The sequence below is a fragment of the Amaricoccus sp. genome (genome assembly GCF_036846665.1).
Taxonomy (GTDB): domain Bacteria; phylum Pseudomonadota; class Alphaproteobacteria; order Rhodobacterales; family Rhodobacteraceae; genus Amaricoccus.
Window position 1 is genome coordinate 1 of sequence record NZ_DAIUBO010000041.1, and the last position, 21,839, is coordinate 21,839.

Here is a 21,839-nt window from a genome sequence, read left to right on the forward strand (position 1 = left end):
TGGGTCGGCTTGCCCGGGGCGATGTAGCGCCAGTCGAGCTTCGCCGCCTGGGTGAAGGCGAGGACCGCCGAGGAGGTGAACTCGGTGCCGTTGTCGCTGACGATGACGTCCGGTCGCCCGCGACGCGCGATCAGCGCGGTGAGCTCGCGCACCACCCGCTTGCCGGTCAGCGAGGTGTCCGGGACGGCCGCGAGGCACTCCTTGGTGACATCGTCGATGATCGTCAGCACCCGGAACCGGCGCCCGCAGGCCAGCTGGTCGTGGACGAAATCGGTCGACCAGCGGCAGTTCGGCCCCTCGGGCCTCGGGATCGGCGTGCGCGCCACCGCGATCCGGCGCCGCGACCGCCGTCGGCGCACCGCCAGCCCCTCCTCGCGGTAGAGCCGCTGGGTCTTCTTGCGGTTCAAGGTATGGCCCTCGCTTCGCAGCAGAACATGCAGCCGGCGATAGCCGAACCGCCGGCGCTGGTCCGCCAGCTCCCGCAGCCGCGCGCGCACCGCGGCATCGTCGGGACGTCGGCTGCAATAGCGGACCGCGCTCCGGTCCGCGCCTATCATGCTGCACGCCCGCCGCTCGCTCACCTCGAGGCCCTCCTTGAGATGCGCGACCGCCTCCCGCCTGGCGGCGGGCGTCACCATTTTTTTGTCAGCAGCTCCTTCAGCCCGGCGTTGTCGAGCATCGCGTCGGCGTAGAGCCGCTTCAGCTTCGCGTGCTCCGCCTCGAGCGCCTTCAGCCGCTTCGCCTCGGACACATCCATTCCGCCGAACTTGGCCTTCCAGGCGTAGAATGTCGCCGACGATATCCCGTGCTTGCGGCAGAGCTCGGCGACCGCCGCGCCGCCTCCTGCTCGCGCAGCACCCCGATGATCTGCTCTTCGGTGAACCTGCTTCGCTTCATCTCCGGTCCCTCTCCTGTGGTCCGGATTCCAGCAGCCCTTGGAGGAGAAACAAGGGGTCACGTCAGTCGCGCGATGCGCGCGCGCATCGCGCGATCCGGGCTCTGACGGGAGACTCGGCTCGCTCTGCACCTGACGCAGGATGCGGAACCCCGTGGGGGCTTCGGTGCAGTTCATCAGCGACAGAGAGAGAGGGAGGCGAGATCCTCCCAAGGGCGCATCCCGGTCATTCGGCACCGCCGGGACATCACGCTTGTCAAGCACCTTGCCCGCCGTTTAGCAGTCGCTCGACAGCAATGCCCGACCGCGGGCGTCAGCCGCAGCCGCTCGCCCCGTGCCGCGACGCAGGAGCCCCGATGCAAGCCGATGATCCGTCCGACCGGCCGAAGGACGGCCCCGCCGAAACGCGGCCGGCCCTTCGCGACCCGGAGCGCACCAGCGCCGCGATCCTGGACGCCGCGACGCGGGAATTCGCCGAGAAGGGCTTCGGCGGCGCGCGGGTCGATTCGATCGCTGCGCGCGCGGGGACCAACAAGCGCATGCTCTACCACTACTTCGGTGACAAGGAGGCGCTCTACCTCGTCGTGCTCGAAGAGGCCTACGGCCGCATCCGCGACGCGGAGATGACCCTCGACCTCGGCCGCCGCGACCCGGAGGAGGGACTGCGCGAGCTCGCGCTCTTCACCTGGCGCTATTTCGTCGCCCATCCCGAGCTCATCAGCCTGCTCAATACCGAGAACCTGCTGCGCGCCCGCTTCCTCAAGGGCTCCAGGCGCATCCGCAAGATGCATGCCCATCTTGTCGACCAGCTCGCCTCGGTGCTCGACCGCGGCGCGCGCAGCGGCGTCTTCGCCACCGGGCTCGACCCGCTGCATGTCTACCTGACCATCGCCTCGCTCGCGGTCTTCTACCTGTCGAACCAGTACACGCTCTCGGTGATCTTCGACCGCGCCCTCGGCGAGGAAGCCCAGCTGGCGGCCTGGGAGAAGCACGTGGTCCACGTGGTGCTCGCCTCGGTCCGCGCCGCGCCCGGCTAGCTGCCTGTTGACAAGCCGCCCGTCTCCTGCCAGTTGGTAACTAAACGGTTACACATCGAATCGCGCGAGGGAGGGACGACATGGACCGCATCGGCATCATCATGCACGGCGTCACCGGGCGCATGGGCTACAACCAGCATCTGGTGCGCTCGATCCTGGCGATCCGGGACCAGGGCGGCATCGAGTTGGCCTCCGGCCGGCGGCTCCAGGTCGACCCGATCATCGTCGGCCGCGATCCCGGGAAGATCGAGGCGCTGGCCCGCCGCCACGGCATCGAGCGCTGGTCCTCCGACCTCGATGCCGCGCTCGCCGATCCCGACGACACGATCTTCTTCGACGCCGGCACAACCCTGATGCGCGCCGACCTGCTCACGAAGGCGCTCGACGCCGGCAAGCACATCTACAGCGAGAAGCCGATCTCCGACGACCTCGCCGTGGCCTTGGCGCTGGCCGGCAAGGCCCGCGCCTCCGGCCTCAAGCACGGCGTGGTGCAGGACAAGCTCTTCCTGCCGGGCCTCAGGAAGCTCCGCATCCTGCGCGATGCGGGTTTCTTCGGCCGCATGCTCTCGGTGCGCTGCGAATTCGGCTACTGGGTCTTCGAGGGCGACTGGGGCGTCGACCCGCAGCGCCCGTCCTGGAACTACCGCAAGGGCGACGGCGGCGGCATCATCCTCGACATGCTCTGCCACTGGCGCTACGTGATCGACGGCCTGTTCGGCGAGATCAAGGCGGTCTCCTGCCTCGGCGCCACCCATATCCCCGAGCGCATCGACGAGAGCGGCAAGCCCTACAGGGCCGACGCCGACGACGCCGCCTATGCCACCTTCGAGCTCGAGAACGGCGTCATCGCCCAGTTCAACTCCTCCTGGGCCGTGCGCGTCCGGCGCGACGACCTCGTGACCTTCCAGGTCGACGGCACCCACGGCTCGGCGGTCGCGGGCCTCACGAAGTGCTGGACGCAGCACCGGGTCAACACGCCCAAGCCGGTCTGGAACCCCGACCAGCCGCAGACCATGAACTTCTACGACCAGTGGGAGGAGGTGCCGGACACGGCCGCCTACGACAACGGCTTCAAGGCGCAATGGGAGATGTTCCTGCGCCACGTCGCCGAGGACGGGCCCTGGCCCTACGGCCTCGAGGCCGGCGCCAGGGGCGTGCAGCTCGCCGAGCTCGGCCGCAGGTCCTGGGCCGAGCGCCGCTGGCTCGACGTGCCGGCGCTGGAGTATTGAGCCATGGCCAGCATCGACCTGCCGCAAGACGGCGCCATCCTCCCCTACGAGCTCACGGGCGCCCCGGTCCCGCTCGCCCGGCGCGAGGCGGCGTCCTTCCCGCGCATCGCCTATGGCGCGGCCCATGTGGTGGCCGACCCGCTGGCCGACAACGATCCCTGGCTGACCCCGGCGATCGACTGGGACCGCACGCTCGCCTTCCGCCACCGGCTCTGGGATCTCGGTCTCGGCGTCGCCGAGGCGATGGACACCGCCCAGCGCGGCATGGGGCTCGGCTGGCCCGAGGCCCAGGAGCTGATCCGCCGGTCGCTGGCCGAGGCGCGCAGCCGCGACGGCGCGCTGATCGCCTGCGGCGCCGGCACCGACCACCTCGCGCCCGGCCCGGAGGTCACCATCGACGACGTGCTGCGCGCCTATGAGGAGCAGGTCGCCATGGTCGAGGACGCCGGCGGCCGGGTGATCCTGATGGCGAGCCGCGCTCTCGCCGCCGCCGCGAAGGGGCCCGACGACTACCTGCGCGTCTATGACCGCATCCTGTCCGAGGTGCGCCGGCCGGTGATCATCCACTGGCTCGGCGAGATGTTCGACCCCGCGCTCGCCGGCTACTGGGGCCATGCCGATCATATGGCGGCGATGGAGACCTGCCTCGAGGCGATCGCGGCCAATGCCGCCAGGGTCGACGGCGTCAAGATCTCGCTGCTCTCGAAGGAGAAGGAGATCGCCATGCGCCGCCGCCTGCCGGAGGGCGTGCGCATGTATACCGGCGACGACTTCAACTATGCCGAACTGATCGCCGGCGACGAGGCGGGGCATTCCGACGCCCTGCTCGGCATCTTCGACGCCATCGCCCCGGTCGCCTCGGCGGCGCTCGAGGCCCTCGGCCGCGGCAGCGACAACGAATTCTTCGACCTGCTGGAACCCACCGTCCCACTCTCGCGCCACATCTTCGCGGCGCCGACCCGCTTCTACAAGACCGGCGTGGTCTTTCTCGCCTATCTCAACGGGCTCCAGGACCATTTCGTCATGATCGGCGGCCAGCAGGGCGCCCGCTCGCTCCAGCATCTCGCGGAGCTTTTCCGCCTCGCCGACCGGGCGCGCGTCCTCGCCGACTCGGACGCGGCGGTGGCGCGGATGAAGCGCGTGCTCGCCGTGCACGGGGTGGCGTAATGGCGGATCTCGACGGCCTCTCGATCAACCTCGCCACCCTGCGCAAGCAATGGAGCTTCGCCGAGGCCGTCGATGCCTGCCTGCGCCACGGCATCACCACCATCTGCCCCTGGCGCGACCAGATCGCGGATACCGGCCTCGCGGAGGCCGCCCGCATCGTCCGCGCCAACGGCCTGAAGCTCACCGGTCTCTGCCGCGGCGGCTTCTTCCCGGCGCCCGACGCCGAGGGACGCGCCCGGGCGCTCGACGACAACCGCCGCGCCGTCGACGAGGCGGCGGAGCTTGGCGCCGACTGCCTCGTCATGGTCTGCGGCGGCCTGCCCGCCGGCTCGAAGGATCTCCCCGAGGCGCGCAGGATGGTGGCCGACGGCCTCGCCGCCCTGATGCCCCATGCCCGCGCCGCCGGCGTGCCGATCGCCATCGAGCCGCTGCACCCGATGTACGCCGCCGACCGCTCCTGCGTGAACTCGCTCGAACAGGCGCTCGACATGGCCGAGGCGGTGGGCGGCGCGGGGATCGGCGCGGCCATCGACGTCTACCACGTCTGGTGGGAGCCCGGCCTCGCCAACCAGATCGCCCGCGCCGGGCGCATGGGCGCGATCCTCGCCCACCACATCTGCGACTGGCTGGTGCCCACCCGGGATATACTCAACGACCGCGGCATGATGGGCGACGGCGTCATCGACCTGCCGGCCTTCCGGGCCATGATCGAGGCCGCCGGCTTCCACGGTGCCCAGGAGGTCGAGATCTTCTCCGACCATTGGTGGAGCCGCCCCGGCGACGAGGTGCTCGCCACCTGCGTCGAGCGGTTCCGGACGGTCTGCTGAGCGCCGGCCTCCCGTGTCGCGAGCGCTCCGAGTATTTGGTATCCTCCGGCACGGATCGGCCGCACGGCCCGGGCGCGTCTCCGGCGCGCCGGCACGGCCCCGGGACAGGTGACCCCCGTGCCCAGCAAGCGACGCTACGCCCTCGTCGGCACCGGAAACCGCGGCACGACCATGTGGGGCAGGGACCTGCTCAAGGGCTGGTCCGACCATGTGGATCTGGTCGCCATCGTCGACACCAACCCGCTGCGCGCCGAGCGCGCCCGCGCCATGATCGGCTCCGACGCGCCGATCCTCACCGATCTCGACGCGATGCTCCGCGGCGTGCGCCCCGATCTCGTGATCGTCTGCACCCCCGACGACACCCACGACACGATCATCGTCCGCGCCCTCGACGCCGGCGCCGACGTCATCGCCGAAAAGCCCTTGGCCACCACGCCCGAGAAGATCGCGCGCATCCTCGAGGCCGAGCGCCGGAGCGGCCGGCGGGTCGACGTCACCTTCAACTACCGCTTCGCCCCGACCCCGGCGCGGATCCGGGAACTGCTCGCGTCCGGCGAGATCGGCAGGCTGCTCTCGGTCGATTTCCACTGGTATCTCGATACCAGCCACGGCGCGGACTACTTCCGCCGCTGGCACGCCTTCCGCGCGCGTTCGGGCAGCCTCTTCGTCCACAAGGCGACGCATCACTTCGACGTGCTGAACTGGTACCTCGAGTCCGATCCCGAGGCGGTCACGACCTTCGCCGCGCTGAAGGTCTACGGAGGCAACGGCCCCTTCCGCGGCACCCGCTGCAAGGGCTGTCCCCATGCCGCCCGATGCCGCTTCCATCTCGACATCGGCGCCGACCCGTTCCTCGACGCGCTCTACGAGGATCCGCATGGCGTCGATGGCTATTTCCGCGACGCCTGCGTCTTTCGCGAGGACATCGACGTCCCCGACACCATGGTCGCCGCCATCCGCTACGCGAACGGCGTGCATGTCTCCTATTCGCTCAACACCGCGATGCCGGTCGAGGGCCACCACATCGCCTTCAACGGAACGCGCGGGCGCATCGAGCTGCGCCAATACGAGAGGCAGCCCTGGGACAAGCCCGACCACGACGAGATCCTGCTCGTGCGCAGCTTCCCCGGCGATCGCGAGGCGGTGGAGCGCATCGCCGTGCCGCATTTCTCCGGCGGCCACTACGGCGGCGACGACCGGCTGCGCGACATGCTGTTCAGGCCCGGCGCCACCGACCCGCTCGGCCAGCGCGCCGGCTCCCGCGCCGGCGCGATCTCGGTCCTCTGCGGCATCGCCGCGCTCGAGAGCGCGGATTCCGGCCGCCCGGTCCGGCTGCGCGAATACGCCGGGACCGCCGGGATCCGCGGCGGCATCGCCTGACCCGTCCGCGGCCGCGATCCTGCGATCCAGACCGTGCCGAGAGGAATGCACAGGCGCCGCCCCGGACGGTCGCTGCTCTCGTGCTGCTGCGGCGCCCTCGTGCCGGGCATTCGGGATCCCGGTCGCCCGCCGCCGACCCGCGCCGTGCGGGCCTTGTGGGATGGCGTCCCGCTGCCTATCAAGGGATCCGGCCCCCGCCATTGCTCCCGAGCACGACGGCATCGGGCGCGCGGCCCGTCACGGGCGTCGGGGCCGGCGGGAGCTGCCATGGACGACCGCATCGCGACATTCGACGCCTGGCACCCGGGCCTCGATTCCGAGATCCCGCCGCGGCTCCAGCCCCGGGCGACGCTCTACCGGCCCGAGAATTCCACCGTCGGCTATGCCGAGGCGCGCGAGGCGGCGGAATATTGCGGCCTCAAGCCGCGCGACATGGTCGCGACGCGACTCGAGCGGCTCGTCACCCACGAGCTGCTCGTCCGCGTCACCGCGGATCTCACGGTTCCCGACGGCCCGAACTACGAGGATCTCGGCATCAGCCTGCGCGGCATCGTGGCCCGCATCGAGGAGGTCCATGTCGCGCCCGAGATGGAGGGCCTGCGGCGGCGGTTCGAGGCCTTCCGTAAGGAGGCCGACGCCCGCATTCGCGCGATCCTCGAGGCCGATGTCTTCGCGCCCGCGCCACCGGCCCCGCCCGAGGCCCCACCCGCGCGCCGCGGGCTCCTCGGCACGCTCTTCGGCGCCAGGGCGGCGGCGCCCCCGCCGGCGCCTGCCCGCCGCCAGCCTCCCGAATTCGCCGCCCTCGAGGCATGGCGCGAAACCGCGCCGCGGACCAAGGACGACCTCGATCGGGCCTGCCTGGAGAGCCTCGCGACGGTGGTGGGCGGGATCGTCGGACGCCACGGCCGCCTGCTCGCCGACCGCGACATGGTGGCGCGCTTCGCGCTCAACATGGTGTTGAACGGCCAGGGCAGCCGGCAGGTCGGCGAATGGATCGAGCCGATCATCCGGAAGGCGGCGGCGCGCGAGGGCTACCGCTTCCTGCCCGTCCAGGCGAAATCCATCTTCCTCAACGTGAAGGGCTCCTCGGCGGCCGGCAAGAGCACCATCCGGCCGGCGCAGCGCGCGCTCGCCGGGAAGCTCGGCGTTCCCTGGGAGAATTTCGCGCTGATAAGCCCCGACTACTGGCGCAAGCACCTCCTCGATTACCAGAGCCTCGGCGAGGACTACAAATACGCCGCGATGCTCACCGGCCAGGAGCTGGAGATCATCGACCGCAAGCTCGATCGCCACATGGAGGCCAAGGCGCTCGGCCAGGCGCTGCCGCATGTGCTCATCGACCGGTTCCGCTTCGACAGTTTCGACACCTCCCGGGACAGCAGCAAGACGAGCCAGCTGCTGACGCGCTTCAGCGACACGGTGTTCCTGTTCTTCGTCATCACCCCGCCGGCGGATACCGTCGAGCGCTCCTGGAAGCGGGGGCTCCAGACCGGGCGGTTCAAGGCCGTGGACGACCTGCTCTACCACAATATCGAAGCCTATTCCGGCATGCCGAACCTGTTCTTCCCGACGGTGCTCTCGGCGAGCAAGACCATGCATTTCGAGTTCCTCGACAACAGCGTGGCCCTTGGCGAGCGGCCGCGCACCATCGCCTTCGGCCGCAACGGCCAGATGACGATCCTCGACCTCGCGCGGCTGAACGACATCGACCGGTTCCGCAACGTCAACGTCGCCGCCACGAGGCCCGAGGAGGTCCTCCCCGAGGATCCGGAGGACAGCTTCGCCTTCCTCGCCGCCTGCCTGAGGCGCATCCCCGAGGTGATCCTGGCCGATCACGCCACCGCGGCGGTCTACGGCGCGACGCGAAACGGCAATTGGATCTACCGCGCCCCCGCCGATGCCCCGTGCGCCGCGGTGGGCGGCTTCGAGGCGCGCTGCCTCGCGGCCCTGGGATGGGACGGGCCGCTGGACGCGGCCGATCCGCCGCGGCTGGACGTCGAGGCCGAACGGCGGCTGACGCTCGGTGCCTGGGGCGCGCGGGCGGCGCCGCAGTGAACGATCGCCGCCGGGGACCAGGAGAATCGCATGTGCCGGCACGCCCGCTCGGGTCGGGCGCTGCCCTCGTCGTGAGGCGGTACCGTCGAAGAAGCGGGAATCGGCTCCCGGAGGTGATAGTCCTGCGCCGAAGACCATCCCGCCTTGCTCCGGCGCCCATGCTCTCTACAATCGGGGGCGCGGACCGTCGCAACGGATGCGGGCCTCTCCCGATGCTCGAGATCAAGGACATGAAGCTGCTGGCGGCCCTGGCCCGGCACCGGCATTTCGCGCGCGCCGCGGAAGCCTCGGGAATATCCCAGCCGGCCTTCTCGGCGCGGATCCGCAAGATCGAGGCGAGCTTCGGCCTGCCGCTCGTGCGACGGGGCAACAAGTTCCAGGGCTTTTCCCGCGAGGGCGAGGTCCTGCTGAAATGGTGCCGCAAGATCCTCGCGGATGTCGAGGGCATGCGGCAGGAAATGGAGATGAGCAAGGGCGCGCTGGGCGGCAAGCTGGTGATCGGCGCGGTGCCGACGGCGCTTCCCTATGCGGCGCTGCTCTCCGGGCGCCTGCGCGAGGTCCATCCGGACCTGGCGATCGAGATCCGTTCCCTGACGTCCTCGAAGATCGGGCTGGGCCTAGACGATTATTCGCTCGATGCCGGCCTGACCTATGTCGGGGCCGAGAACATCGGCGACAAGCTGCTGCTGGAGCCGATCTACGAGGAGACCTACGTGCTGGTGGCGTCGAAGGCGCTCGCGCCGCGCGCGGCGGGCCATGCGACCTGGGCCGAGGCGGCGGCGCTGCCGCTCTGCCTGCTGACCCGCGACATGCGCAACCGCCAGCTGATCGACGCGGCCTTCGAGGCCGTCGGCCTCAACCCCAGCCCGGTGATGGAGACCGACGATTTCACCGCCGCGCTGGCGCAGGTCGCCAGCGGCACGGCGGCGATGATCGCGCCCCGCTGGCTCTCGGAAAATGTCTTCGCGGGCAGGGATTCGATCCGCCTCGAGCTGACCGACCCCGTGGTCGCCCATTCCATCGGACTGGTGACCCACCTCCAGCAACCGGTCCTGCCGGCGATCGCGGCGCTGCGCGATGCCATCCGCAGCCTGTCATAACGAAAACGGATCGAACCTTTCGAAGATGCGATTGGAAATTATCGCTGAATTCTGACAGAAGGGCTTCGTGCCTCTGGAGGGTGGAAATGAACGTGCAATCACCGCGGCCCGGTGTCTGGAAATCCGGCAGGGGCAAGGGCCGGACCACCCCGAAGGGGCGGCAATTCGACGATGCGGCGCTCGCCGAAGTCCAAGCACTGCTCGGCGACCGGCCGCGGCGGCGCGATCTCCTGATCGAGCACCTGCATCTGATCCAGGACGAATACCGCTGCCTCTCGGCGCGGCATCTGCGCGCCCTGGCCGAGGAGATGCGCATGGCGCAGGCCGAGGTCTACGAGGTCGCCACCTTCTACGCCCATTTCGACGTGATCCGCGAGGGCGAGGCGCCGCCGCCCGATCTCACGATCCGCGTCTGCGACAGCCTCTCCTGCGAGCTCGCCGGTGCGCAGCAGCTGCTCGCGGCCCTGAAGGCGGGGCTCGACCCGGAACGGGTCCGCGTGCTGCGCGCGCCCTGCATGGGGCGCTGCGACACGGCGCCGGTGCTGGAGATCGGGCACGATCACATCGACTTCGCCACGCCCCAGAAGGTGCAGGCGGCGATCGCGGCGCAGGCGACCCATGCCCGCATCCCGGATTACGAGGATCTCGCCGCCTATCGCGCGGCCGGTGGCTACGGGACGCTCGAAGCCTATCGGGCGGGGGGGGCGACACCCGACGCGGTGCAGGAGCGGGTGCTCGCCTCGGGGCTGCGCGGGCTCGGCGGCGCGGGCTTCCCCTCGGGGCGCAAATGGTCCTTCGTCCGGGCCGAGGCCGGGCCGCGCTACCTCGCGGTGAACGGCGACGAGGGCGAGCCGGGCACCTTCAAGGACCGCCACTACCTGGAACGGACGCCGCATCTCTTCCTCGAAGGCATGCTGATCGCCGCCTGGGCCGTGGAGGCGGAGCGCTGCTACATCTACATGCGCGACGAATACCCGGCGGTGCTCGAGATCCTCGCCCGCGAGATCGCCGCGCTCGAGTCGGCCGGGCTGGTGGCGCCGGGATACGTGGATCTCCGGCGCGGCGCCGGGGCCTATATCTGCGGCGAGGAAAGCGCGATGCTCGAATCGATCGAGGGCAAGCGCGGCATGCCGCGCCACCGGCCGCCCTTCGTGGCGCAGGTCGGCCTCTTCGACCGCCCCACGCTCGTGCATAATGTCGAGACCCTCCACTGGGTGGCCCGGGTCTGCCGGGAAGGCCCGGAGATCCTGAACGGGGTCGAAAAGAACGGGCGCAAGGGCCTGCGCTCCTATTCGGTCTCGGGGCGCGTGCGGAACCCCGGCGTGCATCTGCTGCCGGCGGGCTCGACGATCACCGACATCATCGCGGCCGCGGGCGGCATGCTCGAAGGCCATGTCTTCAAGGCCTACCAGCCCGGCGGCCCCTCCGCGGGCCTGCTGCCCGCCTCCATGGCCGACATCCCGATGGATTTCGACACGCTCCAGCCCTTCGGCACCTTCATCGGCTCCGCCGCCGTGGTGATCCTCTCGGACCGCGACAGCGCCCGCGCGGCCGCGCTCAACATGCTGCGCTTCTTCGAGGACGAGAGCTGCGGGCAATGCACGCCCTGCCGCGTCGGCTGCGGCAAGGCCGTCCGGCTGATGGAAGCGGAGCGCTGGGACACCGACCTGCTGGAGGAGCTCGGCAGCGTCATGGTGGACGCCTCGATCTGCGGCCTGGGACAGGCGGCGCCCAATCCGATCCGCATGGTCATCCGGCATTTCGCCGAGGAGATCGGGGCAGGGCAGGCGGCCGAGCCGCCCGGCCAGGGCGGGGGCGCCCAATCGCCCGAGGGAGGATTGCAGTGATGCTCGACCGCAACCCGCAGACCGTCACCTTCACCCTCGACGGCGAGGAAGTCACCGCCGAGCCCGGCCAGACCATCTGGGAGGTCGCCAACGGCCGCGGCCTGCGCATCCCGCATCTCTGCCACAAGCCGGCGCCGGGCTACCGGCCCGACGGCAATTGCCGCGCCTGCATGGTGGAGATCGAGGGCGACCGCGTGCTCGCGGCTTCCTGCATCCGCACGCCGGTCGAGGGCATGGTGGTCCGGACTGGGAGCGAGCGCGCCCGCAAGGCCCGCGCCATGGTCGTGGAACTGCTCGCCGCCGACCAGCCCGAACGCGCGGACGCCCACGACCGCTCCTCGCATTTCTGGGCGATGGCCGATGCCCAGGGCATCGAGGCGAGCCGCTTCCCGCGCCGGGACGCGGAGAGCGTGCCGCCGCCCGACCCGAGCCATCTGGCGATGCGCGTCAATCTCGACGCCTGCATCCACTGCAACCTCTGCGTCCGCGCCTGCCGCGAGGTCCAGGTCAACGACGTGATCGGCATGGCCGGGCGCGGCCATGACGCCAAGGTCGTCTTCGATTTCGACGATCCCATGGGCGCCTCCACCTGCGTGGCCTGCGGCGAATGCGTGCAGGCCTGCCCGACCGGCGCGCTGATGCCGGCGACGGTGCTCGACGCGGCGGGCCGCGGCGACGGCCAGGCGTTCGACCGGGAGGTGGACTCGGTCTGCCCCTATTGCGGCGTCGGCTGCCAGCTCTCCTTCAAGATCAAGGACGACCGCATCGCCTGGGTCGAAGGCATCGACGGGCCCTCCAACCAGAACCGCCTCTGCGTCAAGGGCCGCTTCGGCTTCGACTACATCGCCCATCCCCACCGGCTGCAGAAGCCGCTGATCCGCCGCGAGGACGCGCCGCCCAAGGGACTGAACGTCGATCCCGGCAACCCCCTCACGCATTTCCGCGAGGCGAGCTGGGACGAGGCGCTGGACGCCGCCGCCGCCGGCCTCGCCAGGCTGCGCGACGAGGCGGGCACGCTCGTGGCGGGCTTCGGCTCGGCCAAATGCTCCAACGAGGAGGCCTATCTCTTCCAGAAGCTGATCCGGCAGGGCTTCGGCCACAACAACGTCGACCATTGCACCCGGCTCTGCCACGCCTCCTCGGTGGCCGCGCTGCTCGAGAACGTCGGCTCCGGCGCGGTGACGGCGACCTTCAACGAGATCGAGCATGCGGACGTGGCGATCGTGATCGGCGCCAATCCGATCGAGAACCACCCGGTCGCCGCCACCTATTTCAAGCAATTTGCCAAGCGCGGCGGCAAGCTGATCGTGATGGATCCGCGCGGGGTGGGCCTCAAGCGCTACGCCACCCACCGGCTGCAGTTCCGCCCGGGCACCGACGTGGCGATGCTGAACGCGATCATGAACGTCATCGTCGAGGAGCGGCTCTACGACGAGCAGTACATCGCCGGCTTCACCGAGAACTGGGAGGCCATGAAGGCGCATCTCGCCGAGTTCACCCCCGAGCGGATGGCCCCGCTCTGCGGCATCGAGGCGGCGGTGCTGCGCGCCGTCGCCCGCGACTTCGCCACCGCGCGGGCGGGGATGATCTTCTGGGGCATGGGCATCTCGCAGCATATCCACGGCACGGACAATTCGCGCTGCCTGATCAGCCTCGCGCTGATGACCGGTCATGTGGGCCGCCCCGGCACCGGCCTGCACCCGCTGCGCGGCCAGAACAACGTCCAGGGTGCCTCCGACGCCGGGCTGATCCCGATGTTCCTGCCCGACTACCAGCCGGTCGAGGACGACGGCGTGCGCTCGGCCTTCACCGCGGTCTGGGGGTCGGGGGATTTCTCCAACAAGCGCGGCCTGACCGTGGTCGAGATCATGGACGCGATCCACGACGACAAGATCCGCGGCATGTATATCCTCGGAGAGAACCCGGCGATGTCCGACCCGGACGTGGAACACGCCCGCGACGCGCTGGCCAGGCTCGAGTTCCTCGTCGTCCAGGACATATTCCTGACCGAGACCGCGAATTACGCCGACGTCATCCTGCCCTCCTCCGCCTGGCCGGAGAAGACCGGGACCGTCACCAATACCAACCGGCAGGTGCAGATGGGCCGGCCGGCGGTGCCGCCGCCGGGCGAGGCGCGCGAGGACTGGCGCATCACCACCGACCTGGCCCGCCGCCTCGGCCTCGACTGGCGCTACACCCATCCCCGCGAGGTCTTCGCGGAGATGAAGCTCAACATGCCCTCCTTCGACAACATCACCTGGGAGCGGCTGGAGAAGACCGCGGTGACCTATCCCTCGCTCTCGCCCGAGGATCCCGGCCAGCCGATCGTCTTCGGCGACGGCTTCCCGCGCAAGGAGGGCCGGGCGCGCTTCACCCCGGCAAAGGTGACGGCGCCGGCCGAGACGCCGGATGCGGATTATCCGATGATCCTCCTGACCGGCCGCCAGCTCGAGCACTGGCATACCGGCTCGATGACGCGCCGCGCCGCGGTGCTCGACTGGGCCGAGCCGGAGGCGAACGCGACCCTGAACCCGAAGACCCTGCGCCGGCTCGGCGTCGCGCCCGGCGCGATGATCCGCATCGCCACCCGCCGCGGCGTGATCGAGATCATGGCGCGGGCGGACCGCGCGGTCGCCGAGGACATGGTCTTCGTCCCCTTCGCCTATGTCGAGGCGGCGGCCAACATCCTGACCAACCCGCAGCTCGACCCCTTCGGCAAGATCCCGGAGTTCAAGTTCTCCGCCTGCCGGGTCACGCCGGCGCCGCCGCGGGAGGTGGTTGCGGCGGAATAGCGGGGCCGGCCGGACCGCCGGACCCCGTGCGGGGGCCCGGCGGCGAATTCATCGCGGAACGTTCCGTCTCGGAGAGAGGGCCTGCCGATGAAGATGCTGATCCTGGGCGCGTCCTACGGCTCGCTGCTCTCCACGAAGCTCCTGATGGCGGGCCACGATGCCACGCTGGTCTGCCGCGCGCCGACCGCCGAGCTGATCAATTCCGAAGGCACGATCCTGCGCATGGCGCTCCGCGACGGCGCCGGATTGCGCGAGATCCGCTCGGCGGGCCAGCCGGGCAGGCTGGACGCGGTGACGCCCGAGGCCGCGCGCCCGGAGGAATACGACCTCGTCGGCCTCGCGATGCAGGAGCCGCAATATTCGGCGCCGGCGGTCCGCGAGCTGGTGGCGCGGGTCGCCGCGAGCGGCCGGCCCTGCCTCTCGATCATGAACATGCCGCCGCCGCCCTATCTGCGGCGGATCCCCGGGCTGCCTGTGGCCGATCTCGACGGCTGCTACAACGACGCCTCTGTCTGGGAGGGCTTCCCGCCCGACGCGGTGACGCTCTGCAGCCCCGATCCCCAGGCGTTCCGGCCGCCGGACGAGCCGAAGAACCTGCTCCAGGTCGGCCTGGCCACCAATTTCAAGGCGGCGGTCTTCGCCGATCCGCGACACACCGCCCTGCTTCGTCGGCTCGAGGACGACATCCTGGCGGTGCGCCTCGACGGCGAGGACGTGCCGGTGAAGCTCCGCGTCTTCGAGAGCCTCTTCGTCCCCATGGCGAAATGGAGCATGCTGCTGACCGGCAACTACCGCTGCATCCTTCCCGATGGCGTGCGCTCGATCCGCGATGCGGTGCTCGGCGATCCGGAGGTCTCGCGCGGCGTCTACGACTGGGTCGACGCCCTGGCGCGCCGTCTGGGCGCGGAGGCCGCGGACCAGGTGCCTTTCGAGAAATACGCCGCGGCCGCCCAGGCCCTCGTCAGACCCTCCTCGGCGGCCCGCGCCATCGCCGGCGGCGCCACCGCCATCGAGCGCGTCGACCGCCTGGTCCGGCAGATCGGCGCGCGGCTGGACCTGCGCAATGCCACCGTCGACGAGGTGGTCAGGACCGTCGATGCAAGGCTCGAAGCCAACCGGAAGGTGCAGGCGTAGCGCGGCCTCCTGCTCCCGTGCCGCGCCGGCGCCCGGCTATTCCCGGTCGAAGGTCTCGGCGACCTCGTACATCACCGGCTCGAAGCTGCGGCAGAGCGTGTTGATCTGGCGGTTGCGCACCCGCATCTCCTCGGAGCGCAGCATCGCGAGGAAATCCTCCCGCCGCCGCCACTGCGAATAATTCGCGATGCGGGTCTGGGCATCGTTGACGTGCAGGGCGGCCGAGAGAAAGCCGGGCTGGTGGCGGATGTAGGTCTCGTAGGCCTCCCGCAGCAGATCGAGAAGATCCTGACAGGTGCCGGGGGTCATCTCGAAGGTGGTGATGACGGTCTGAAAGTTCGGGTCGCGTGAAATGGTCGGCATGGGGCACCTCCTGGCGCCAGAGTATCAGGTCGCCCCGCCATTGCCAGACGTCCCGAGACGGCCGCCTCGCCGGCGCCCGGTTGACCCGCCGGCGCGCTTCGTCGCAGCCTCTCCCCCCTTGTGCGCCGGGAGTCGCTCCATGGTCCTTCGCCTTGCCTTCGCCGCCGTCCCGCTCGCCCTCGCCATCGCCCTGGCGGGCGCCGGGCGCGCGCCGGCGCAGCCCGTCTGCGGTGTCGGGGGCCCCGCCTGCGCGGTTCCGCTCGGGACCTATCGCGTCGCGCTTCCCGGCGGCGCGCCGTCCACGGACGGGTTCCCGGCGCTCGTCTTCTTCCACGGCGCCGGCGGGTCGGGGGCGGCAACGCTGCGCAACGGCGCCATGGTTGCGGAATTCCTCGCGCGGGGATGGGCCGTCATCGCGCCCGACGGGCTGGTGCGGCCGGGCTCGAGTTTCGGCCCCGGCTGGTCCTTCCATCCCTCGCGGCCCCGGCAGCGCGACGAGGCGGCCTTCACCCGCGAGATCCTCGCCGATGCGGCCCGGCGCTTCGACATCGACCGCGACCGCGTCCTGCTCTCGGGCTTCTCCGTCGGCGGCTCGCTCGTCTGGTATCTCGCCTGCGCCGATCCCGGGCTCGCGGCCGCCTATGCCCCGGTCGCCGGCGCCTTCTGGCGGCCGCATCCGGAAATGGGCGCCTGCGCCGGCCCGGTGCGGCTGCTGCATACCCACGGCTGGCGCGACGAGACCGTGCCGCTCGAGGGACGCCCCCTGCGCGGCGGCGCGATCCTGCAGGGCGACCTGTTCCACGGGCTGGAGATCCTGCGCGACGCCAATGGCTGCACCGGGCTGCGCGCCGACGCCTACGACACCGACGGCCCGTTCTGGCGGCGCTGGTGGACGCGCTGCACGCCGGGCTCGGCGCTGCAGCTGGCGCTCCATGCTGGCGGCCATTCCGTGCCGCCGGGTTGGGCGGCGCTGGCGCTCGACTGGTTCGCCGAAGCGGTTCCCGAGGACCCGGACTGACCCGCGCTCAGATCGGGGCGGGGGCGAAGCCCGGCAGCGCGCGGTGACCGGGACCATGGCCGCGGGTCACGTCGCGCACGGCGATGTCCCCGATGCGGACGACGCCCCCGTCGGGGCCGACCAGGTCGAGCCCGACATGGGCATAGAGCGCGCGCTCGTCCCAGACCAGATCCACCCCCGGCCCGGCCTCGGGGCCGATCACCAGGCGCAGCCCGACCGGCACCTCATGCGCCTCGATGCGCAGCAAAGGCCCCGTGGACGGGAGATCGGCGATGCCCTGGCCCCCGGCCCCGCCGGGCCAGGTCGCGATCCGGACCATGGGCAGCGGCCCGCGCAGCGCCTTGATGCGCGCGGAGATCTCGACATAGCTCCCCAGACGGATCGGCAATTCGCCCATGTAGCGCAGCCGCTGCAGGGACTCGGTCTTGCGCAGCTCCATGCAGGCGCCGAAATCGCGGTCGTTCAGCGCGATGCGCGCGGAATCGATCCGGTCGTAGGTCGGGCTCTCGGGCGTGCCGTCGCCGCGCGCCCAGTCGTCCAGCCCCTCGGCGAAGGCGGGGGGCATCAGGTCGGGATCCTCGTCCGGCTCGGTCTTCATGGCGCGTCCTTGCTGCGGCGGTTTTCCGCCCATAGCAGCCGGGGGTTAACGGATCGTTAACCATTCCGGGGCGCGTCAGCCGCCCGGCGCGGCCCCCGCCACCAGGCTTCCCGCCAGCGCCGCATCGATCAGCGCGATGGTCTCGGGAATGCCGAAGAGCGCGATGAAGCCGCCGAACCGCGGCCCCTGGGCCTCGCCGAGCAGCACCTCGTAGAGCGCGGCGAACCAGGCGCGCAGCGGCTCGAAGCCATGCTCCTTGCCCACCGCGAAGACCATCGCCTGCAAGGCCTCCGGATCGGCCGGCCCGGACCAGGCCGCCAGCCGGTCGCGCAGATCCCCGAGCGCCGCGCGCTCGCGCGCGTCGGCGAGACGGTAGGTCTTGGCCGGGCGCACGAAATCCTCGAAATACCGCAGCGCGTAGCCGGCGGCGGCGTCGAGCCCCGGATGGGTCTCCGGCCCGGCCTCGGGGGCATAGCGGCGGATGAATCCCCAGAGCGCGTTCTCGTCATGGGCATTCGCCGCGCTCGCGAGATTGAGCAGCATCGAATAGGGCACCACCATGTCGGAGGCGGGCGCCGCGCCCTGATGGATGTGCCAGACGGGATTGGCCAGCCGCTGGGCGGCATCCTGGCCCGGGAACGCCCGCAGATGCTGGTGATACTCGTCCATCGCCTTGGGGATCACGTCGAAATGCAGCCGCTTCGCCGTCTTCGGCTTGGCATACATGAAGAGGCTCAGGCTCTCGGGACTGGCATAGGTGAGCCATTCCTCCATCGACAGGCCGTTGCCCCTGGACTTGGAGATCTTCTGGCCCTTCTCGTCGTTGAAATGCTCGTAGTTGAAGAGCTCCGGCGGCGGGCAGCCGAGCGCGCGGCAGATCCGTGCCCCGAGCTCCGCGCTCGGGATCAGGTCCTTGCCGAACATCTCGTAATCGACCCCGAGCGCGGCCCAGCGCATCGCCCAGTCGGGCTTCCACTGCAGCTTGACATGGCCGCCGGTCACCGGCACCTCGACCCGCTCCCCGTCGGGCTCGGCATAGACGATGGTGCCCCGCTCCACATGGCGCTCGAGCGTCGGCACCTGGAGCACATGGCCGGTCCTGGGGCTGATCGGCATGAAGGGCGAATAGGTGGCCTGGCGGTCCGCCCCGAGGCTCGGCAGCATGATCTCCATCACCGCGTCGAAGCGCTCCAGCACCCGCAGCAGCATCGCGTCGAAACGGCCCGCGCGATAATATTCGGTGGCGCTGGCGAATTCGTAGTCGAAGCCGAAGGCGTCGAGGAAGGCGCAGAGCCGCGCGTTGTTGTGGGCGCCGAAGCTCGCATGGGTGCCGAAGGGGTCGCGCACCCGCGTCAGCGGCAGGTTCAGGTCGGCCTTCAGCGCCTCCTGCATCGGCACGTTGCCGGGAACCTTCCGGAGCCCGTCCATGTCGTCGGAGAAGCAGATCAGCCGCGTGGGGATGTCCGACAGCGCCTCGAAGGCGCGCCGCACCATGGTCGTGCGCGCCACCTCGCCGAAGGTGCCGATATGCGGCAGGCCCGAAGGCCCGTAGCCGGTCTCGAAGAGCACGTAGCCCTTCTCCGGCGGCGCCTCCGCATAGCGCCGGACCAGCCGCCGGGCTTCCTCGAAGGGCCAGGCCCTGGCCTCCCGCGCCGCGCTCCGCGTCTCGTCCATGGCGAATCCGCCCCCCGCCCGTGCCGGCCGCCCCGACGGCCCGCTTCCTATTGCCCGACCGCCTGCCGGTCAATACAACCATGGCAAGCGCCCCCGGCCAGTCAGGACCATCCCATGCCCGCCTCCGAATACACGCCGGCCTCGTTCTCGACCCAGGATGCGCTGATCGCGGTCATGGTGGCGGTCTCCGCCTCCGACGAGAACATCACCACGCGCGAGCTGCTCTCGATCAGCCGCATGGTCGACACGCTGCCGGTCTTCGAGGGCTACGACCTCGACCGGGTGCGCACCGTCAGCCAGACGGTCTTCGACCTCTTCACCGAGGAGGACGGGCTCGACGCGCTCTTCGGTCTCGTGCGCGACGCGCTGCCCGAGGCGATCGCCGAGACCGCCTATGCGCTGGCCTGCGACGTGGCCGCCGCCGACGGCCACGCCTTCCAGGCGGAGCTGCAGTTCCTGCTCGAGCTGCGCCACGAGCTCGGGATCGACCGGCTCCACGCCGCGGCGATCGAGCGCGGCAGCGCCGCCCGCCACCGCCGCCTGCCCAGGGACAATTGATGCCGGCTCCAGGCGAGCCCTTCGGGAAGCACGGGCGAGACCCGTGGTGCCGCCGCGGAGGTCCCGGCGCCGGTCCGTAGCGACCAACCCCGATCCGGCACGCCGCATCGCCGGCCCCCGGCCCGGCTATCGCCGCCAGGAGCCGAGCGCGCGCAATTCGCTCGACGAGAGATCCAGCATCCGCCCGGTGAGCAGGGTCCAGCAGGGCGGATCGGCGAGCGCCAGCCCGCCCGCCTGCGCCGCCGGCAGCCGCCAGCGGCCGTAGCGCCGCGCCGCCGGCGAGAGGCCGGCGCGCAACTGCTCGCCCGGCCGCGCCAGCACGCCGACCGGGACACGCGCCATGATCTCGTCCCAGCGGTCCCAGCGGTGGAACCCGGCGAGATTGTCGGCGCCCATCAGCCAGACGAAATGGACCCCGCGATAGCGCATGCCGAGCGCGGCCAGCGTCTCGGCGGTGTAGCGCGTTCCCAGCCGCGCCTCGATGGCGGTCACCGCGACACGCGGATGCGTCACGATCTCCCGCGCCGCCGCGATCCGGCGGCCCATCTCGGCGGGGGCGGTCGGCTTCAGCGGATTGCCCGGGCTCACCAGCCACCAGACGCGGTCCAGCCGGAAGGCCCGGAGCGCCCAGCGCGTGACATGGACATGGCCGGCATGGGGCGGGTCAAACGAGCCGCCGAGCAGGCCGATGCGCTGGCCGGGCAGGGCGACGGGGCCGGACGGAAGCACGCAGGCGATCTCCTCGGGACGGGACCATGGCATTCGGAAGGCAGGGCGCCGACGCTGTCAATCCATGCCCCCGCCCGGCTCCCGTTCCCGGTCGGGCGCGGGCGGCGGGCAACCCGGGGCCGGCGAAGAACAGTGTTGCACGAAAGCCAGCATCGCGCCGGGACACTGCAAATCGCTTGCTCGCGCGGCCGCGAAAGTATTAACCTTTTGTTAACGATTTGTCCCGGCTGCGGTCGCCTTAGTCCGGAAGGACGGTTCATGCGCGCAAAACAAGTAGCCATCGCGAGCCTGCTTGCCGGTGCGGCGGTCGTCGGCGTCGCCGCGCTGCGGGGCGGCCCGCCGGCGGAGCCCGAAGCCGGCGCCGAGATCGCGGCCGCCTCGTCGGAAACCCCGGCCGCCGCCGAAGAGGACGCGCTGCCGGCCGGCGCCGAAGGCACCGTCAGCATCGAGGAATTGACCGCGATGCTCGCCGAGCGCGACGCGGCGCTCGAGACCATCACCGCCGCCGTCGAGCGCGCCGAAGCCGCGGTCGAGACCCTGACCGCGACGGTCGGCGAGCGCGACGCGACCATCGAGAAACTGACCGCGACGGTCAGCGAACGCGATGCCACAATCGAGGAACTTCGCAACCGTCTCAGCTTCTTGCAGGACGAACCTGATGCAAAGGCCGAACTCGTGGCGCTGGTCGCGCCCGACGGGGCGGAGGCACAGCCCGGCCTGCCGGTGACGCCCGCCGCGATGCCCGCCACGCTCGCCGGCGGCATCGCGCTCTTCGAGCAGGAGCTCGCCGCGGCCAAGGCCGAGCCCGACGCGCCGCCGCCGGTGCCCGCCGACCGCCCGCTGACGGAGGTGCATTTCGAGGTCGCCAGCGCAAAGCTCACCCCCGGCGGCGAGGAACGCGCCGTCGCCGCCGCCCGCACCCTCGCCGCCATGAACCTCGACCGGATCCGCATCGCCGGCCACACCGACCGCGTCGGCAACCCGGATGCGAACCGCCGGCTCTCGGAGGCGCGCGCCGAGGCGGTGGCGCAGGTGCTGATCGACGCCGGCCTGCCGCGCGAGCGCATCGAGATCGACCCCATGGGCGAGACCCCCGAAATGGCCCCCGTCGCCACCTCCGACGGGATCTCCGAGCCGCTCAACCGCTGCGTCGGCATCTATCCCGTCGTGCTGGCCTCGGCGGCGAACTGACCTCGGCTCACCCGCCGCGTTGCATTGCACGCCCCCTCCCGCCCCGGGTATGACGGTCGGCGTGAAGGGGAATGTGTCACGCCCGGCCGTGAGGGACAGCCATGGACCAGCTATTCGCGATCAAGTTCTTCGGGGCGCTCTTCGCGATCATGAACCCGCTGACCAACCTGCCGATCTTCCTCAGCCTCACCAGCGGCCTCGACCCGGCCGGGCAGCGCCGGGTCGCCCGCCAGGTGGTGCTGAAT

Annotated in this window: 18 protein-coding genes and 1 pseudogene; 14 read left to right on the forward strand and 5 right to left on the reverse strand. The window is 70.8% G+C overall.

Annotation, left to right across the window (positions count from 1 at the left end):
- Positions 1-897: pseudogene (locus tag V7050_RS06095) on the reverse strand (IS3 family transposase); the annotation flags it as partial.
- A 354-nt stretch (positions 898-1,251) separates the two neighbouring features.
- On the opposite strand from V7050_RS06095, the gene V7050_RS06100 reads away from it, so the two are divergent.
- From V7050_RS06100 to V7050_RS06145, 10 genes are all read left to right on the forward strand, one after another.
- Positions 1,252-1,932: a TetR/AcrR family transcriptional regulator gene (locus V7050_RS06100; RefSeq protein ID WP_324369489.1), complete on the forward strand. Its 681-nt coding sequence runs from the start codon at positions 1,252-1,254 to the stop codon at positions 1,930-1,932.
- 80 nt (positions 1,933-2,012) lie between these two features.
- Entirely contained in the window at positions 2,013-3,161 is a 1,149-nt protein-coding gene (locus V7050_RS06105; protein WP_324369491.1) for a Gfo/Idh/MocA family protein, read from the forward strand.
- Between the two features lie 3 nt (positions 3,162-3,164).
- Positions 3,165-4,328: a dihydrodipicolinate synthase family protein gene (locus V7050_RS06110; RefSeq protein WP_324369493.1), complete on the forward strand. Its 1,164-nt coding sequence runs from the start codon at positions 3,165-3,167 to the stop codon at positions 4,326-4,328.
- Positions 4,328-5,155 (forward strand): sugar phosphate isomerase/epimerase family protein, encoded by an 828-nt coding sequence (locus V7050_RS06115; RefSeq protein WP_324369495.1) that lies wholly within the window; start codon positions 4,328-4,330, stop codon positions 5,153-5,155. The genes V7050_RS06110 and V7050_RS06115 overlap by 1 nt, the downstream gene beginning before the upstream one ends.
- A gap of 117 nt (positions 5,156-5,272) precedes the next feature.
- Positions 5,273-6,535, forward strand: a complete 1,263-nt coding sequence (locus V7050_RS06120) for a Gfo/Idh/MocA family protein (protein WP_324369496.1) — start codon at positions 5,273-5,275, stop codon at positions 6,533-6,535.
- Between the two features lie 267 nt (positions 6,536-6,802).
- Positions 6,803-8,590: a hypothetical protein gene (locus tag V7050_RS06125; RefSeq protein ID WP_324374045.1), complete on the forward strand. Its 1,788-nt coding sequence runs from the start codon at positions 6,803-6,805 to the stop codon at positions 8,588-8,590.
- Between the two features lie 212 nt (positions 8,591-8,802).
- Positions 8,803-9,690: a LysR family transcriptional regulator gene (locus tag V7050_RS06130; protein WP_324369962.1), complete on the forward strand. Its 888-nt coding sequence runs from the start codon at positions 8,803-8,805 to the stop codon at positions 9,688-9,690.
- Positions 9,691-9,776: 86 nt separating this feature from the next.
- Positions 9,777-11,537, forward strand: coding sequence for an NAD(P)H-dependent oxidoreductase subunit E (locus V7050_RS06135; protein ID WP_324369964.1), 1,761 nt, complete (start codon positions 9,777-9,779; stop codon positions 11,535-11,537).
- A complete protein-coding gene (gene fdhF, locus V7050_RS06140; protein WP_324374047.1) occupies positions 11,537-14,329 on the forward strand; it encodes a formate dehydrogenase subunit alpha in 2,793 nt (930 codons plus the stop codon). The genes V7050_RS06135 and fdhF overlap by 1 nt, the downstream gene beginning before the upstream one ends.
- Positions 14,330-14,416: 87 nt before the next feature.
- Complete coding sequence (locus V7050_RS06145) at positions 14,417-15,463, forward strand: ketopantoate reductase family protein (RefSeq protein WP_324368692.1); 1,047 nt, start codon at positions 14,417-14,419, stop codon at positions 15,461-15,463.
- A 36-nt stretch (positions 15,464-15,499) separates the two neighbouring features.
- On the opposite strand, the gene V7050_RS06150 is transcribed toward V7050_RS06145, so the two are convergent.
- On the reverse strand, positions 15,500-15,826 hold the full coding sequence (locus V7050_RS06150; protein WP_324368690.1) for an antibiotic biosynthesis monooxygenase family protein: 327 nt from the start codon (positions 15,824-15,826) through the stop codon (positions 15,500-15,502).
- Between the two features lie 139 nt (positions 15,827-15,965).
- Between V7050_RS06150 and V7050_RS06155 the strand changes: the two genes are divergently transcribed.
- Positions 15,966-16,844, forward strand: coding sequence for an alpha/beta hydrolase family esterase (locus V7050_RS06155; protein WP_324368688.1), 879 nt, complete (start codon positions 15,966-15,968; stop codon positions 16,842-16,844).
- Positions 16,845-16,851: 7 nt separating this feature from the next.
- On the opposite strand, the gene V7050_RS06160 is transcribed toward V7050_RS06155, so the two are convergent.
- Together V7050_RS06160 and V7050_RS06165 are read right to left on the reverse strand one after the other, a co-directional pair.
- Positions 16,852-17,442, reverse strand: a complete 591-nt coding sequence (locus V7050_RS06160) for a hypothetical protein (RefSeq protein WP_324368686.1) — start codon at positions 17,440-17,442, stop codon at positions 16,852-16,854.
- Between the two features lie 75 nt (positions 17,443-17,517).
- The gene (locus V7050_RS06165) at positions 17,518-19,116 is read right to left on the reverse strand and encodes a lysine--tRNA ligase (RefSeq protein WP_324368684.1); all 1,599 of its coding nucleotides are present in this window, start codon (positions 19,114-19,116) and stop codon (positions 17,518-17,520) included.
- A 114-nt stretch (positions 19,117-19,230) separates the two neighbouring features.
- On the opposite strand from V7050_RS06165, the gene V7050_RS06170 reads away from it, so the two are divergent.
- Entirely contained in the window at positions 19,231-19,674 is a 444-nt protein-coding gene (locus V7050_RS06170) for a tellurite resistance TerB family protein (protein ID WP_324368682.1), read from the forward strand.
- Between the two features lie 126 nt (positions 19,675-19,800).
- On the opposite strand, the gene V7050_RS06175 is transcribed toward V7050_RS06170, so the two are convergent.
- On the reverse strand, positions 19,801-20,436 hold the full coding sequence (locus tag V7050_RS06175) for a nicotinate-nucleotide adenylyltransferase (RefSeq protein WP_442885377.1): 636 nt from the start codon (positions 20,434-20,436) through the stop codon (positions 19,801-19,803).
- Positions 20,437-20,661: 225 nt separating this feature from the next.
- Here V7050_RS06175 and V7050_RS06180 point away from each other — a divergent pair, with 225 nt between their 5' ends.
- The gene (locus V7050_RS06180; protein ID WP_324368677.1) at positions 20,662-21,594 is read left to right on the forward strand and encodes an OmpA family protein; all 933 of its coding nucleotides are present in this window, start codon (positions 20,662-20,664) and stop codon (positions 21,592-21,594) included.
- A gap of 101 nt (positions 21,595-21,695) precedes the next feature.
- On the forward strand, positions 21,696-21,839 hold a 144-nt coding region (locus tag V7050_RS06185; protein ID WP_324410395.1), incomplete at its 3' end, for a MarC family protein.